Source organism: Streptomyces albus subsp. chlorinus (assembly GCF_013302895.1).
Lineage (GTDB): Bacteria > Actinomycetota > Actinomycetes > Streptomycetales > Streptomycetaceae > Streptomyces > Streptomyces chlorinus.
Genome location: NZ_VJOK01000001.1, coordinates 4,850,052 through 4,865,307 on the forward strand (window position 1 = coordinate 4,850,052; position 15,256 = coordinate 4,865,307).

Here is a 15,256-nt window from a genome sequence, read left to right on the forward strand (position 1 = left end):
GCCGGATCAGTCCAGGGCCTGGCGCAGATCCGCCAGCAGGTCGTCCGCCGACTCGATGCCGACCGACAGCCGCACCAGGTCGGCGGGCACCTCCAGCGCGGAGCCCGCAACGGAGGCGTGGGTCATCCGGCCGGGGTGCTCGATCAGGGACTCGACGCCGCCGAGGGACTCGCCCAGCGTGAACAGGCGCGCCCGGTCGCACACCCGCACGGCCGCCTCCTCGCCGCCCGCGACGCGGAAGGACACCATCCCGCCGAAGCCCCGCATCTGCTTGGCGGCGGTCTCGTGCCCGGGGTGCGAGGGCAGTCCCGGGTAGAAGACCTCCGTCACCTTCGGGTGCGCCTCCAGCAGCCGCACCACGCGGGCCGCGTTCTCCCCGTGCCGGTCCATGCGCACGCCCAGGGTCTTGATGCCGCGCAGCACCAGCCAGGAGTCGAAGGGCCCGGCGATGCCGCCCATGGCGTTCTGGTGGAAGGCCAGCTCGTCGCCGAGCGCCGGGTCGGCGACGACGAGGGCGCCGCCGACCACGTCGGAGTGGCCGCCCATGTACTTGGTCGTGGAGTGGACGACGACATCGGCGCCGAGCGCCAGGGGCTGCTGGAGGTAGGGGCTGGCGAAGGTGTTGTCCACGACCAGCCGCGCGCCCGCGGAACGGGCCACCTCGGCGACCGCGGCGATGTCGGTGATGCCCAGCAGCGGGTTGGAGGGGGTCTCCACCCACACCGCCTTGGTGCGCTCGCGCAGCGCGGCACGCACGGCGGCCGGGTCGGAGGAGTCGGCCACCGACCACTGCACGCCCCACCGCTCCGCGACCCGCGCGAAGAGGCGGAAGGTGCCGCCGTACGCGTCGTTCGGGATCACCACGTGGTCACCGGGGGTGAGCAGGGTCCGCAGCAGGCAGTCCTCGGCGGCCAGCCCGGAGGCGAAGGCCAGGCCGCGCCTGCCGCCCTCCAGCGCCGCGAGGTTCTCCTCCAGCGCGGTCCGGGTCGGGTTGGCCGAGCGGCTGTACTCGTAGCCGCCGCGCAGCCCGCCGACGCCGTCCTGCTTGTAGGTGGACACCTGATGGATGGGCGGGACGACCGCCCCCGTGGCCGGGTCGGCGGCCTGGCCCGCGTGGATGGCGAGGGTCTCGAAGCCGTGTCCGGGGCCGCCGGAGACGCCCTCGTCCCCGCCGCCGATGCCGTTGTCGCGCTGCTCACTCATGGGGGCGAGACTAGTGGGCCGTACGGTGGAGTGGGGGCGCGCTCGGCGAAGCCCGCCCCCGATGCCGCCGTGAACCCGCCGCGGCACGGTCCGAACGAACCAGCCTCGGCACAGCCGGCGAACCCGCCCCGGTACAGTCCCCGAACCGCCGCCCGTCCGTCACAGCGTGGAGATCCGACGCCATGGAAGCCCTGTTCCTCCTGATCGCTCTTGTCGCACTCTTCGGTGTGGCGGTCTATCCGGCGATGCGCCGCAGGAGGCTGCGCCAGGACGGGGCGCGGGGACTGGTCCAGGCGGTCGATCCGACGGCCGGATACGGATTCGTCCCTTCCGACGAGCTGGACGTGCGGCTGCCGGGCCCCGACAGGGAACTGGTCGACGCGCTGGAGGAGACCCAGCGCACCCAGGACTGGGAGCCGGTGGCGCGGCTGCTGGCCCTGACCGGGGACGAGTACGAGCTGCGCTGGCAGCGCGTGCAGTCGCTGGCCGGCGCGGCGGCGATGGAGCTGGCGGCGTGGAAGGCCGAGCAGCGCGGCACCGGCACCGGCGCGCCCGCCGACGTGGTCTCCTTCGACAAGGACCGGCCCGCCGGCGCCGCCCGCCGGGACGCGCGGTGGCTGCGCGAGTGGCGCGCCCACAAGCCGCACGACCACGGCGGGGCGCAGGTCTACGCGCAGTTCCTGGTCTTCCAGGCGCTGTCCGAGCCGGGCTCGGCCGACCACCGCATCATCCTGGAGGAGGCGCGGAACGTCGCCCAGGACGCCGCCCGGCTCGCCCCCGCCGACCCCACCCCGCACCTCACCGAGCTGGTCATCGCCCGCCACCTCAACTACCGCGAGGCCGACTTCGAGGCCCTGTGGGACACCGTGCGCCGCCTCGCCCCCGACCACATGGGCGCCCACCTGGCGGCGCTGCCCTACTGGTCGGCGAAGTCGATGGGGTCCAAGGAGAAGGCCGACGCCTTCGCCCGCGCCGCCGCCTCCCGGGCCCCGGAGGGCACCCTCCTGGCAGCTCTCCCGCTGTTCGCCGCCTACGACCACCTGCCCGAGGTGAACATGGTCCGCGGCCTCTACCGGAGTGAGGAGATCAGCCGGGCCATCGAGGCCGCCGAGTACGCCGTCGACCAGGTGGACGACGACCACCCGGTCCGCCCCCACGTCCTCCACCTGCTCGTCTGGTTCCTCGTCCGCGCCGAGCGCTACGCCGAGGCCATGGAGGCCCTCGCCGCCGTCGACGGCCATGTGGGCGCCGTCCCCTGGGTCGACGAGGGCGACCCGGCCGCCGCCTACTCCGCCTACCGCGCCCTGGCGGTCGCCGGCTGGGAGTCCACGGGCGGCGAACACGCCTCGCACCCGTGAGCGAGGCCCGGTGCGGGCCACGGCGCAGCGGTCAGGGCCGCGGTGCCGGAGCGGACTGCTCTCCCGTCGGGGCGGCCGGCGCCGGGGTCTCCGCCGTCGGGGGAGCGGAGGAGGCGCCGCCGCTCGGAGGCGACGCCGGAGGGGTGTCCGCCGGCCCCGGCGGCTCGCCGTGGGACAGGAGATACGGCAGGACGAGCACGACGGTCGCCACCACCGCGACCAGGACGACCACCGCGGCCTTCCGCAGCCCGGGGCGCACGCCCGTCCGGTGCCCGGCCGGCAGGGGACGTGCCGGCCCGACTTCTGTGACCTGGCCCGCCCGGGCACTGAGCGCGGCACGGAGGCGGTCCTCGACGGCTGTCACGGCGTCTGCTCCAGTCTCCTGGCCAGAGCGGCAAGCGCCCGGCTCGCTGTGGACTTCACCGTGCCGCGGGACAGTCCCAGCGTGGCGGCGATGTCCGCTTCCGACATGTTCGACCAGTACCTGAGGACGAGGACCTCCCGCTGCCGCACGGTGAGCAGCCGCAGCGCCCTCAGCACTTCCTGGTGCTCTTCCCTGAGGAAGACCTCTTCTTCCGGCGGCGGCGCGGGCAGCACACGCGGGGGCACGTACGCGCGCATCGTGCGGCGCCTGCGCAGCACGGACCGGGAGGCGTTGACCACGCTGCGCCGTACGTACGCCTCGGGGTCGTCGACGCCGTCCAGTCCGCCGCCGTGGCGGCGGTAGAGGGCGGCGAACGCTTCCTGGACGACGTCCTCGGCCGTGGGGACGTCGTCGACCAGGAGCACCGCGAGGCGCACGAGGTCGAGCCTGCGGTGGTGGTACAGCAGGACGATGTCGTCCGAGGCCGCCTCGAGGGGCCGGCTCCGGGGCGCGGGTCTTCTGCGCCCCTGGGAGACGCGGGACAGCAGCCACCGCCACCCGCCGCCGGGGAGCGCGCCGTGGCGGGCGGCGGCGCCGGCGGTCAGCACCCGGCCCCCACGGCCGGGGCAGGGCACCGGCCCCGCGTCAGGACAGCCCGCCCCTCCCCACGAGGCGGACAAGCCGCTTCACGAGGCGGACAAGCCGCTTCACGAGGTGGGCAGGCCGCTTCGCGGGGGCGGCGGGGGTGTACTGGCGGGACGAGGCCGTGGCGCGCCTTCCCGCGGAGCTCTTCTGGCATCGGGGCAAACCTGTCGGACGGGTCGTGCGGTGCAGGGCTTTTGGGACATGCCCTCTTGTGGGGAAAGACGTGCGAGGGCGCCGCGGGTTGCAGGGCGTCGCGCACTGGTAGCTTTCCACGCCTTCCGCGGTGGCCCTGGTGCGGTCGCCAGGCGGCGGACAGCTCGCGTCGGCAGTCACCCGCAACCTCGGGCGGGGCCGCACGTCTGTCAGGGCGTAAGGGGACATCACAGGCCGGCCTGTGACGTGGACGCCCTGCCCCGCGAGGCGGCCGCGCACCCGCGAGAGCTGAGGAAGAGCGTTGAGAAAACCGAGAGCCGTCGCCGTGGCGGCGTTGGCGTGTCTGAGCGTGGTGGCGGGATGCTCCGGCCCGGCCGCCGGGACCGGCGGCGACAAGGCGTCACAGGCGTCACAGGGGGCAACATCCCTCGCCCGGACGGAGAGCGGGGCCCACAGCCGGGTCCCCGCGCCGCCACCGGACCACGATCCCGTCCGGTACAAGCCCAGCTGGCCCGACCGGACGGTCCGCACGAGCCGCGGCCACCTCGTCAACAGCTGCGTGCCGAAGAAGCTGAGGAACAAGGCCACCACTCTCACCACCAGCGACGGGGTTCATCTGTCCGCCCTGGTGCTCGGGCAGGGCCCGAACGGAGTGCTCCTCGACCACGAGCAGGGGTACAACATCTGCTCGTTCCTCCCCATCGGCAAGAAGCTGGCGGCCGAGGGCTATCACGTCGTGATCCCCGAGTACCGCAACCACGGCGCCTCCCAGAAGAGCGCCGACAACGAGCACATCGACCGGGACGCCCGCGCCGGCCTGGCGGAACTGCGGCGCGTGGGCGCCACACGCGTCTTCCTCGGCGGCGCCTCGTGCGGCGGTACCACCGCAGCCGTCGCCGGCGTCGACAACCCGCTGCGTGTGACGGGCCTGCTGATGATGTCCTCTCCGGCCCATTGCGGCGGCGTCGATGCCGTGGCGGCGGTGAAGAGGATCAAGACCCCGACCCTCCTGGTGGCTTCCCCCGGTGACATGAACGGCGCCCTGGTCACTGACGCCCGGAAGGTGTACGCGGCGTCCGCCGCGAAGGACAAGAAGCTGGTGATCGATCCCAGCGGATACCACGGCACGGACATGATCCGGCGCGGAGGGGCCTCCGGGGCCAAGCTGCGCACCCGCGTGGAGAAGTTCATCGTCGCCTCCTTCCAACGGAGAACATCGTGAACCACCGTCCGCACTCCCCGGCCAGCCGCGGGTCCGCCCGTGTGCGGACCTGGCTGCCCGCGCTCGTCCTGGCGGCCGCCGCGGTCGGCGGCACGGCGACGGCGAACGCCGAGCCCGAGACGGCGCCCGGCACCTCGGCCCGCGCCGCTGCCCGGCCCACCGCGTCGGTCACCTACGACCTGGGGGACAAGGCCTACCGCCTCCCGGGAACCGACAAGCCCGTCGAAGCGGCGGGCGTGGTGCGCTACCCCGCCGACCTGGCCCGTGGCCGCCACCCCCTGGTCGTCCTGCTCCACGGATGGCACGAGACGTGCGCAGACCCCGAGGCGGAAGCGGCGCGCACGGCAGCGGAGCGAGCGGACGACATGGACGCCTACACGGCGGCGAACAAGAAGCTGTTCAGCTGGCCGTGCGCGGCCGGAACCCCGGCGCTGCCCAGCTTCCGGGGGTACGACTACCTGAGCCGGCGCCTGGCGAGCCGGGGGTACGTGGTGGTCTCCCTCAGCGCCAACGGCATCAACGCGTCCTCGGTGACGGGCGACGACAACGCGGCTGCCCGGGCCGCTCTCGTCAACCGGCACCTGAGGATGTGGGAGCGGCTCGACCGGACCGGAAAGGGAGCGCTGGCCGGCGCGTTCCGGGACGCGACCGGCCGGCGGAAGAACGTGCCCTTCGCCCGCCACCTGGACATGAAGAACGTCGGCGTCGTCGGGCATTCGAGGGCCGGGGCGGCGGTGACCTGGCTGGTGGCCGACAGGCACCGCGGCCAGTTGCCCGCCGGGGTCCGCGTCACAGCGGCGGTGGCGGTGGCGCCCGCCTACAACGTGATGACCGAGAACATGGCCGACTACACCGTCACCCGCGTCCCCCTGGCCGTTCTGCGCGGTACCTGCGACGGGCAGGTCGGTGACGAGGCCCTGTCCTTCGCGGCCGAGGCCGCGGCCGGGAACCGGCACGGTTTCCGCCGGTTGCGCATCCCTGGTGCGAACCACAACTTCTTCAACACCCAGTGGTCCCCGCACAGCGGTCAGGTCGCCTCGTTCGACGACGCCGTACCGGTCGGCAAGCGGCCCGGCTGGTGCACCGACCGCGACGGCGCTCCCGCCGCGCGGCAGCTGACCGAGGCGCAGCAGCACCGCGCCGCCGTCACGCGCATCGACGCGTTCCTGCGCCGCGGCCCGGGACGCGGCAGTCACCCGCTGGGCCGGTAGTCACCCACCGGGTCCGAGGTGCCCGAAGCCCTTCCGGCCGAATGCCGAATGCCGAATGCCGCAGAGCGCGCGTGCCGGAAGGGCGCCTCACGTGGCGTCGATGTCCAGGACGATCCGGCCGCGGGCGCGGTTGTCCGCGTGGAGCAGCCGCCAGGCGTCGGCGGCCCGCTCCAGCGGGAAGGAGCGGTTCACGGGGACGGACAGCCTCCCGGCTTCGGCGAGCGCGGCCACCTCCGCCAGTTCCTCCGCGTTCGCGCGTGCCCACACCAGGTGGGCGCCCTGTTCGGGGGCGGTGATGTCGGCCACGGAGGCGATGCGCGCGGGATCCTGCACGACCTTCCGCGAGACGGCCACCGCGTCCCCGCCGAAGAAGTCGAGCGCCGCGTCGACGCCCTCCGGCGCGAGCCCGCGCACCCGGTCGGCCAGTCCTTCGCCGTAGGTGAGCGGTGTGGCGCCGAGTGCCCGCAGGTGGTCGTGGTTGCGCTCGCTCGCGGTGCCGATGACGTGTGCGCCCCGCAGGGCGGCGAGCTGCACGGCGAGCGTGCCGACCCCACCGGCCGCCGCGTGGACCAGGACGGTGTCGCCCTCGCCGATGCCGACGCGTTCGACGGCCTGGTAGGCCGTCAGCCCGTTCAGCGGCAGACACGCCGCGTGCGCCCAGTCCCAGGACGCCGGTTTGCGTGCCAGCGTGCGGACCGGGGCCGAGACCAGTTCGGCGTAGGTGCCGTTCTGCGCCCAGTCCTTGAGGACGAAGCCGATCACCTCGTCACCGATCTCGAACTCGGTGGCGCCGAAACCGCGGGCCTCGACGACGCCGGACATCTCGAAGCCCGGGATGAGGGGAAAGTGGGTCACCATCATGCCGTCGAGGTTGCCGACGGCGATCTTTGCGTCGGCCGGGTTCACTCCGGCCGCCTTGACCCGGACCAGGAATTCCCCGGGCGCGACCGCCGGCGTCGGCTGCTCGGTCAGCTCCAGGGCGTCCGCGTCGCCGTAGTGCCGGAGTGCGATGGCTTTCATGGTCTCCCCAAGGGTTCGGTGCGTGGAGGAGGGCAGGCGTAGCAGCGCAGACCCGCGTGGCCGGGTTCCGCGGTGGACGGCGCCGAAGTGGTCACGCCGCTCCTCCCGGGCAAGGTGTTCCGCAGAACAGAACAAGTTCTGGACAGTAACCCGGCTCCGGTGGCGCGTCAATGAAGAATGTTCTGTTGTACGGAAGGCGTTCCTGGAGGCAGAACGTACGACGGGTCGGCGGCGGGCGCATCGGCGTCCCGTGCCCCAGCCGGCGGCGGGACGCCGAGGGGACTGCGGCGGCTACTCTGGCTGGCGAAACGCGGCTCGGTCACCAGAACAGCCGCGGTGGCGACGGCGGGACGGAGGGGTTGTGGCAGTGTCGGCCGCCTACCCGGTGGAATCGATCGACAACGCGGCGCGGATCCTGCTGATGCTGGTGGACAGGCCGTCGCTGCGGGTCGCCGACGTGTCCACCGAGCTGGGGGTGGCCAGGTCCACCGCTCACCGGATGCTGACCACCCTGCAGGCCCGCGACCTGCTCCGCCAGGACGCCCGGACCAAGGGCTACGGACCCGGGCCCGCCCTGGCCAGGCTCGGCATCGCCGTGATGGGGGCGGTCTCCCTCCGCGACGAAGCGCGTCTGGTGCTGGAAAGGCTCGTCGAGGACACCTCCGAGACCGCGCATCTGCTTGTGCTGGAAGGCACGGAGACCGTCTTCATCGAAGGGGTGGAGAGCCACCAGGTGATCCGTGCCGGGCTGCGCACCGGGCAGCGGGGCCCGGCGCACGCGACCGCGGCGGGGAAAGTGCTGCTCGCCGAGCTTCCCCGCGAAGAGCTGCGGCGCCGCTACCCGGGTGCCCGGCTGCGAGGCGGCACCGAGCGCGCGGTGAGCACCCGCCGGGCGCTGGAGGCCGAGCTGGAGAAGGTGAGGGAGACCGGCTACGCCACCAACATGGAGGAAAGCCAGCGGGACCTCTGCGCGGTGGCCGCCCCGGTGAGGAACCGGCAGGGCATGGCCTGCGGCGCGCTGTCCGTCTCCGGCCCGGCGAGGCGCATCGAGGCGGAACTCGCCCTCCTCAGCGGTGCTGTCGCCGCCGCCGCCAGGGAACTCGGCACGCGGCTCGGCTAGGGCACAGGCCCGAGCGCCCCTCTCCCCGGCCCCCTGCCGGCGCGCCGTGTCCAGCCCCGCGGCGCGGCCCCTGCCGGTGCGCCGTGTCCAGCCCCGCGGCGCGGCCCCTGCCGGTGCGCCGTGTCCAGCCCCGCGGCGGCTCGGCCCCGGCGCGGTGGCCGGACCGCCGGTCTGGCACGGTCGTTCCGTACCGGCCCGGGACCGCGGGGCCGGACGCTGTGGGCTGTGCGACGATGGCGGTATGAATCGACTGGCCGACTCCCAGTCGCCGTACCTGCTCCAGCACGCCGCCAATCCGGTGGACTGGTGGCCGTGGGGACCGGAGGCGTTCCAGGAGGCGCGCCGCCGCGATGTCCCCGTGCTGCTCTCGGTCGGCTACGCCGCGTGCCACTGGTGCCATGTGATGGCGCGTGAGAGCTTCGAGGACGAGGCGACGGCGCGGCTGCTGAACGAGCACTTCGTCGCGGTGAAGGTGGACCGCGAGGAGCGGCCCGACGTGGACGCCGTCTACATGGAGGCGGTGCAGGCGGCGACCGGGCAGGGCGGCTGGCCGATGACGGTGTTCCTCACGCCGGACGCCGAGCCGTTCTACTTCGGCACCTACTTCCCGCCCGCGCCCCGGCACGGGATGCCCTCCTTCGGGCAGGTGCTGGAGGGGGTGCGGACCGCGTGGGAGGACCGGCGCGGGGAGGTCTCCGACGTCGCCTCCCGGATCAGCGCCGACCTGGCGGGACGCGGCATCCGGCTGGGCGCGCCCCGGCCGCCGGGCGCCGAGGAGATGGGCGCGGCGCTGCTCGGGCTGACCAAGGACTTCGACGCCAGCCGGGGAGGGTTCGGCGGCGCGCCGAAGTTCCCGCCGTCGATGGTGCTGGAGTTCCTGCTGCGCCACCACGCCCGCACGGGGTCCGAGGGCGCGCTGCAGATGGTCGAGGCCACCTGTGAGGCGATGACCCGTGGCGGCATCTACGACCAGCTCGGCGGGGGGTTCGCGCGCTACGCGGTCGATGCGGAGTGGGTCGTCCCGCACTTCGAGAAGATGCTCTACGACAACGCGCTGCTGGGCCGGGTCCACGCCCATCTGTGGCGGGCCACCGGCTCCGGGCGGGCACGCCGTGTCGCCCTGGAGACCGCGGACTTCATGGTCCGCGAACTGGGCACGCCCGAGGGCGGTTTCGCCTCCGCGCTGGACGCCGACAGCGACGACGGCCAGGGCGGGCACGCCGAGGGCGCCTACTACGTGTGGACCCCCGCGCAGCTCGCCGAGGTGCTGGGCGAGGAGGACGCGCGGCTGGCCGCCGCCTGCTTCCACGTCACCGACGAGGGCACCTTCGAGGGCGGCGCCTCGGTGCTCCAACTGCCCGACCGGGAGCGCCCCCTGACGGACGCCGCCCGCTTCGAGTCCGTACGGCGCCGGCTGTTCGAGGCCCGGTCCGCCAGGCCGCGGCCGGAGCGCGACGAGAAGGTGGTCGCCGCCTGGAACGGGCTGGCCGTCGCCGCGCTCGCCGAGACGGGCGCCTACTTCGACCGCCCGGACCTGGTCGAGGCCGCGCGGGGTGCGGCACGGCTGCTGGCCGAGGTGCACACCGACCGTGACGGGCGCCGCCTGGTGCGCACGTCACGGGACGGCACCCCCGGCGGCAGCGCCGGCGTCCTGGAGGACTACGCCGATGTGGCCGAGGGCTATCTGACGCTGTACGCGGTGACGGGCGAGGCCGACTGGCTCCGGCGCGCGGGCCTGCTGCTGGACACCGTGCTGGAGCGGTTCGCCGGGGACGACGGCACGCTCTTCGACACCGCCGACGACGCCGAGCGGCTGATCCGGCGCCCCCAGGACCCCACCGACAACGCGGTGCCCTCCGGGTGGAACGCCGCCGCCGGTGCGCTGCTGACCTACGGCGCCTACACCGGCGAGCACCGCTACCGCCAGGCCGCCGAGCGGGCGCTGGGCGTCGTGCGGGAGCTGGCCTCGCGGGCACCGCGCTTCCTCGGCTGGGGCCTCGCCGTGGGGGAGGCCCTGCTCGACGGCCCCCGCGAGGTCGCCGTGGTGGGCGAACCCGGCCGCACCGGTGAGCTGCACCGGGCGGCGCTGCTCGCCGGCGCGCCCGGCGCGGTCGTGGCCGTGGGCCCGCCGGGGACCGACGATGTCCCGCTGCTGGCCGGGAGGGGGCTGGTAGAGGGGCGCCCCGCGGCCTATGTCTGCCGCGGCTTCGTCTGCGCGGCCCCCGTGACCGACCCCGACGCCCTGGAGACCGCGCTCACCGGGTGAGGCCGCCCTCACCGGGTGAGCCCGCTTGCAGCGCGAGGCCGTGCCCACAGCGTGAGCCCGCGCCTACAGAGTGAGCGTGAGCCCGCGCCTACAGCGTGAGACCGCGCTCCAGGACGCCGAGGGCCCGGTTCACCAGGGCACGCAGATCGTCGAGGGTGCCCGGCATGCCGGTGTCCACCCAGAAGTACATGGCCTCGGTGAGGGCGCCCAGCATGGCGCCGGTGACGATGCGCAGCTCCAGGTCGTCCTCGGAGCGGCCGGCCCGCTCGGCGAGGGTCCGCCGCAGCAGCCAGGCGGTGTCGGCGGAGTGCTCGCTCATCCGGGCGCGCAGCGCGGGCACCTCCCCGATCAGACGGATCCGCTGGAAGGTTTCCTCAGCGTCGGACTGGTAGATGCGGGCGAGCGAGGAGTACAGCGCCTCACGCAGCGCCGCGACCGGCGGCTCGCCCGCCGGCCGGGACCGCAGGGCGTCCTCGACCAGGGCGTCGTACTCGTCGGTCAGCACGATGTCTTCCTTGGTGGGGAAGTAGCGGAAGACGGTGCTGGGGGAGACCTCCGCCTCGTCGGCGATCTGGTCGACGGGCGTCGCGTCGTACCCCTGCTCCTGGAAGAGGCGGTAGGCGGCCCGCCGGATGGCCTGGCGGGTCTGGATCTTCTTGCGTTCGCGCAGACTCAGCTTGGCTGGGGGAAGGTCTGCGCACGCGTGGTCGGCGGATCTGGTGCGTGCGGGGGCCATGGATCGTATTGTCGGCCATCGTCCCCGGGCGGGGCCATCGGCGGGGCGGTGCCTGTGTCGTCCTCGTTACGCCGTCCCGGGCGCCGGGGCACCACTCCGATGGCCGTGACGCCCCCGTTTTCCCCGGGGAGGGGGAAAGGGACCGGCGCCGTGCCGGAACGCGGGGGAGGGGTCACCCGGGGTGAGGGAAAACACGGGGCGGCCCGTCAACGGCGCCCGTAGGGTGGCGTTATGCAGGTCATCCAGTCGACGAAGCTCGCCAATGTCTGTTACGAGATCCGGGGCCCGGTCCTGGAGGAGGCGCAGCGGCTGGAGGCGGCGGGGAACCGGATCCTCAAGCTGAACACGGGCAATCCGGCGGCGTTCGGCTTCGACTGCCCGCCGGAGATCCTGGAGGACATGCTCCGCAACGTCGGCACCGCGCACGGCTACGGCGACGCCAAGGGCCTGCTGTCCGCCCGCCGCGCGGTGATGCAGCACTACCAGAAGCAGGGCGTCGAACTGTCCGTCGAGGACATCTACCTCGGCAACGGCGTCTCCGAGCTGATCCAGATGTCCATGCAGGCGCTGCTGGACGACGGGGACGAGGTGCTGGTCCCCGCGCCGGACTACCCGCTGTGGACCGCTTCGGTCTCCCTGGCCGGCGGCACCGCCGTGCACTACCGCTGTGACGAGCAGTCCGACTGGATGCCCGACCTGGCGGACGTCGAGCGCAAGATCACCGACCGCACCAAGGCGCTGGTGATCATCAATCCGAACAATCCGACGGGTGCGGTCTACGACGAGGAGGTCGTGCGCGGTCTGACGGACGTCGCCCGCCGCCACGGCCTCGTCGTGTGCTCCGACGAGATCTACGACAAGATCCTCTACGACGGCGCCACGCACACCCCCACCACGGTGGTCGCCCCCGACCTGCTGACGCTCACCTTCAACGGCCTCTCGAAGTCCTACCGGGTGGCCGGCTACCGCAGCGGCTGGCTGGCCGTCTGCGGGCCGAAGACGCACGCGGACAGCTACATCGAGGGGCTCACGATCCTCGCCAACATGCGGCTGTGCGCCAACATGCCGGCCCAGCACGCGGTCGCCGCCGCGCTCGGCGGGCGGCAGTCCATCGAGGACCTGGTGCTGCCGGGCGGCCGGCTGTGCGAGCAGCGCGACGTGGCCTACGACCTGCTGACGCGGATTCCCGGCGTCACCTGTGTGCGGCCCAAGGGGGCGATCTACGCCTTCCCCCGGCTCGACCCGAAGGTCTACAAGATCAAGGACGACCGGCAGATGGTGATCGACCTGCTCCGGGCCGAGAAGATCATGATCGTCCACGGCACCGGCTTCAACTGGCCGGAGCCCGACCACTTCCGGATCGTGAACCTCCCCGCCGTGGACGAGCTGCGCGACGCGGTGACCCGGATCGGCCGCTTCCTGGACGGCTACAGCCAGCCGTGACCGTTCCGTGAACGCGGGACAACTTTAGACCCTGTCCAAGTTAGGATGGCTTCCTGAGGTATCAGGAGGCCATCCATGTACGAACCGATCCGCACCAAGTCGGTCCACGCCGTGGCCGAGGACGCGCACGACGGGCTGCCCCGGCGCACCCGCGAGGAGGAGCTGGACATCCGCCTCGCGGGGCACCTGACCGCGCTGCTGACCGTCACCGACGAGCTGCGCGTGCTGACTCCGAGCGCTTCGCTGGATACGGCCGCCCACCAGCTCGCCGCGCACGCGGCCCGGCTCTTTGGCGGGCGGGCGCCCCTGCGGGCGGCACCGTCCGCCGTGCGGAGCGACGCCGGCCATGTGGCCGCCCTCCACGCGCGGGCCCGCACCCTTGCCGGCAACGCCCTCGCGGTCGCCTCGTCGCGCGGGGACGAGGCGGTCGCCGCGCTGATGGCCGAGCGCCTCTCGGCGCACGAGGGCGCCTTGGTGCCCGCCTGACCGCCGGTGTCCCGCACCTGGGCGGTGCGGGACACCGGCGGGTGCGGGCCGGCGGCGCCCGCACCCCTGGCCCGGCTACCCCAGGCGCTCGACCAGGGCCCGGTACTCGTCCCAGAGGGCCTTGGGGGTGTGGTCGCCGAAGGTGTTGAGGTGCTCGGGGATGCGGGCCGCCTCGTCGCGCCACACGTCGCGGTCCACCGCGAGGAGGAAGTCCAGCTCGGCCTCGCCCAGGCCGAGCCCCTCGGTGTCGAGGTCCTCCTTGCGCGGCAGGATCCCGATGGGGGTCTCCACGCCCCCGGCCTCGCCGTTGAGCCGCTGGACGATCCACTTGAGGACCCGGCTGTTCTCGCCGAAGCCCGGCCAGACGAACCGGCCGTCCTCGTCCTTCTTGAACCAGTTGACGTAGTAGATCTTCGGCAGCTTCGAGGCGTCGGCGTCCTCACCGACCTTCAGCCAGTGGGCGAAGTAGTCGCCCATGTTGTAGCCGCAGAACGGCAGCATGGCGAAGGGGTCGCGGCGCAGCTCGCCGACCTTGCCCTCGGCGGCGGCCGTCTTCTCGCTGGCCACGTTGGCGCCGAGGAAGACGCCGTGCTGCCAGTCGAAGGACTCGGTCACCAGCGGGACGGCGCTGGCCCGCCGGCCGCCGAAGAGGATCGCGGAGATCGGCACGCCGCGCGGGTCCTCCCACTCGGGCGCGATGATCGGGCACTGCCCGGCCGGGACGGTGAAGCGGGCGTTGGGGTGGGCCGCCGGGGTCCCGGACTCGGGCGTCCAGTCGTTGCCCTTCCAGTCGGTGAGGTGGGCGGGCGGCTCCTCGGTCATGCCCTCCCACCACACGTCGCCGTCGTCGGTGAGCGCCACGTTGGTGAAGACCGCGTTGCCCCACAGCGTCTTCATGGCGTTGGCGTTGGTGTCCTCGCCGGTGCCGGGCGCGACGCCGAAGAAGCCGGCCTCGGGGTTGATGGCGTAGAGCCGGCCGTCCTCTCCGAACCGCATCCAGGCGATGTCGTCACCGATGGTCTCGACCGTCCAGCCGGGGACGGTGGGCTGGAGCATCGCCAGGTTCGTCTTGCCGCAGGCGGACGGGAACGCGGCGGCCACGTACCTGGGCTCCCCGTGCGGCGGCGTCAGCTTGAGCACCAGCATGTGCTCGGCCAGCCAGCCCTCGTCGCGGGCCATCACGGAGGCGATGCGCAGCGCGTAGCACTTCTTGCCGAGCAGCGCGTTGCCGCCGTAGCCGGAGCCGTACGACCAGATCTCGCGGGTCTCGGGGAAGTGCGAGATGTACTTGGTGGAGTTGCAGGGCCACGGCACATCCGCCTCGCCCTCGGCGAGCGGGGCGCCCACGCTGTGCACGGCCTTGACGAAGTGGCCGCTTGCGCCCAGCTCTTCCAGCACGGCGCTGCCCATGCGGGTCATCGTGCGCATGGAGACGGCGACGTAGGCGGAGTCGGTGATCTCCACGCCCAGCGCGGAGAGGGGCGAGCCGAGCGGGCCCATGCAGAACGGGACGACGTACATCGTGCGGCCGCGCATCGAACCGCGGAAGAGGCCCTGCTCCCCGGCGAAGATCTCGCGCATCTCCGCCGGGTCCTTCCAGTGGTTGGTGGGGCCCGCGTCCTCCTCCTTCTCGGAGCAGATGAACGTGCGGTCCTCGACCCGTGCCACGTCGGTGGGGTCGGAGGCGGCGTAGTAGGAGTGGGGGCGCTTGACGGGGTCGAGCTCCGTGAAGGTGCCCTTGGCGACCAGCTCTTCGCACAGGCGGTCGTACTCGGCCTCGGAGCCGTCGCACCACACGACACGGTCGGGCCGGGTCAGCTCGGCGATCCCCTCGACCCAGGAGATCAGCTCCTGGTGGCGGGTGGGGAGGTTCTCCGGGGCCGGGGAAGAGGGGGTTGAGGTGGTGGGAGCCGCAGTACTGCGCGCCACGATCGCTCCAGACGTTGAGGGTTTTCTCTGCTGTCAGCGCGCCCCTTGGGGGCCGCGACCCGGATGCATTCGTGGCAGTTCGATCGTATCGCTCATCCGG

Annotated in this window: 12 protein-coding genes; 7 read left to right on the forward strand and 5 right to left on the reverse strand. The window is 73.2% G+C overall.

Annotation, left to right across the window (positions count from 1 at the left end; genetic code table 11):
* Nucleotides 1-6: 6 nt before the first annotated feature.
* Nucleotides 7-1,203 carry a cystathionine gamma-synthase gene (locus FM076_RS21280; RefSeq protein WP_180217824.1) on the reverse strand — a complete coding sequence of 399 codons (1,197 nt, stop codon included), beginning with the start codon at nucleotides 1,201-1,203 and terminating at the stop codon, nucleotides 7-9.
* A 182-nt stretch (nucleotides 1,204-1,385) separates the two neighbouring features.
* Here FM076_RS21280 and FM076_RS21285 point away from each other — a divergent pair, with 182 nt between their 5' ends.
* The gene (locus tag FM076_RS21285) at nucleotides 1,386-2,561 is read left to right on the forward strand and encodes a hypothetical protein (RefSeq protein ID WP_173872566.1); all 1,176 of its coding nucleotides are present in this window, start codon (nucleotides 1,386-1,388) and stop codon (nucleotides 2,559-2,561) included.
* A gap of 360 nt (nucleotides 2,562-2,921) precedes the next feature.
* Here FM076_RS21285 and FM076_RS21290 read toward each other — a convergent pair whose 3' ends face one another.
* Nucleotides 2,922-3,533: a SigE family RNA polymerase sigma factor gene (locus FM076_RS21290; RefSeq protein ID WP_173872568.1), complete on the reverse strand. Its 612-nt coding sequence runs from the start codon at nucleotides 3,531-3,533 to the stop codon at nucleotides 2,922-2,924.
* 491 nt (nucleotides 3,534-4,024) lie between these two features.
* On the opposite strand from FM076_RS21290, the gene FM076_RS21295 reads away from it, so the two are divergent.
* Together FM076_RS21295 and FM076_RS21300 are read left to right on the forward strand one after the other, a co-directional pair.
* Complete coding sequence (locus FM076_RS21295; RefSeq protein ID WP_173872569.1) at nucleotides 4,025-4,945, forward strand: alpha/beta hydrolase family protein; 921 nt, start codon at nucleotides 4,025-4,027, stop codon at nucleotides 4,943-4,945.
* The gene (locus tag FM076_RS21300) at nucleotides 4,942-6,156 is read left to right on the forward strand and encodes an alpha/beta hydrolase (protein WP_345945144.1); all 1,215 of its coding nucleotides are present in this window, start codon (nucleotides 4,942-4,944) and stop codon (nucleotides 6,154-6,156) included. The genes FM076_RS21295 and FM076_RS21300 overlap by 4 nt, the downstream gene beginning before the upstream one ends.
* Before the next feature lie 87 nt (nucleotides 6,157-6,243).
* Here FM076_RS21300 and FM076_RS21305 read toward each other — a convergent pair whose 3' ends face one another.
* The gene (locus FM076_RS21305; RefSeq protein ID WP_173872572.1) at nucleotides 6,244-7,176 is read right to left on the reverse strand and encodes an NADP-dependent oxidoreductase; all 933 of its coding nucleotides are present in this window, start codon (nucleotides 7,174-7,176) and stop codon (nucleotides 6,244-6,246) included.
* Nucleotides 7,177-7,537: 361 nt separating this feature from the next.
* Here FM076_RS21305 and FM076_RS34695 point away from each other — a divergent pair, with 361 nt between their 5' ends.
* Entirely contained in the window at nucleotides 7,538-8,296 is a 759-nt protein-coding gene (locus FM076_RS34695) for an IclR family transcriptional regulator domain-containing protein (RefSeq protein WP_173872573.1), read from the forward strand.
* A gap of 241 nt (nucleotides 8,297-8,537) precedes the next feature.
* Entirely contained in the window at nucleotides 8,538-10,562 is a 2,025-nt protein-coding gene (locus FM076_RS21315) for a thioredoxin domain-containing protein (protein ID WP_173872575.1), read from the forward strand.
* Between the two features lie 88 nt (nucleotides 10,563-10,650).
* Here the strand turns inward: FM076_RS21315 and FM076_RS21320 are convergent, their stop codons facing one another.
* Nucleotides 10,651-11,298, reverse strand: a complete 648-nt coding sequence (locus FM076_RS21320; protein WP_173872577.1) for a TetR/AcrR family transcriptional regulator — start codon at nucleotides 11,296-11,298, stop codon at nucleotides 10,651-10,653.
* A 231-nt stretch (nucleotides 11,299-11,529) separates the two neighbouring features.
* Here FM076_RS21320 and FM076_RS21325 point away from each other — a divergent pair, with 231 nt between their 5' ends.
* Nucleotides 11,530-12,741 (forward strand): pyridoxal phosphate-dependent aminotransferase, encoded by a 1,212-nt coding sequence (locus FM076_RS21325; RefSeq protein WP_173872579.1) that lies wholly within the window; start codon nucleotides 11,530-11,532, stop codon nucleotides 12,739-12,741.
* Between the two features lie 75 nt (nucleotides 12,742-12,816).
* Nucleotides 12,817-13,227 carry a hypothetical protein gene (locus FM076_RS21330; RefSeq protein WP_173872581.1) on the forward strand — a complete coding sequence of 137 codons (411 nt, stop codon included), beginning with the start codon at nucleotides 12,817-12,819 and terminating at the stop codon, nucleotides 13,225-13,227.
* A gap of 75 nt (nucleotides 13,228-13,302) precedes the next feature.
* Here FM076_RS21330 and FM076_RS21335 read toward each other — a convergent pair whose 3' ends face one another.
* A complete protein-coding gene (locus tag FM076_RS21335; protein ID WP_173872583.1) occupies nucleotides 13,303-15,156 on the reverse strand; it encodes a phosphoenolpyruvate carboxykinase (GTP) in 1,854 nt (617 codons plus the stop codon).
* Between the last annotated feature and the right edge of the window lie 100 nt (nucleotides 15,157-15,256).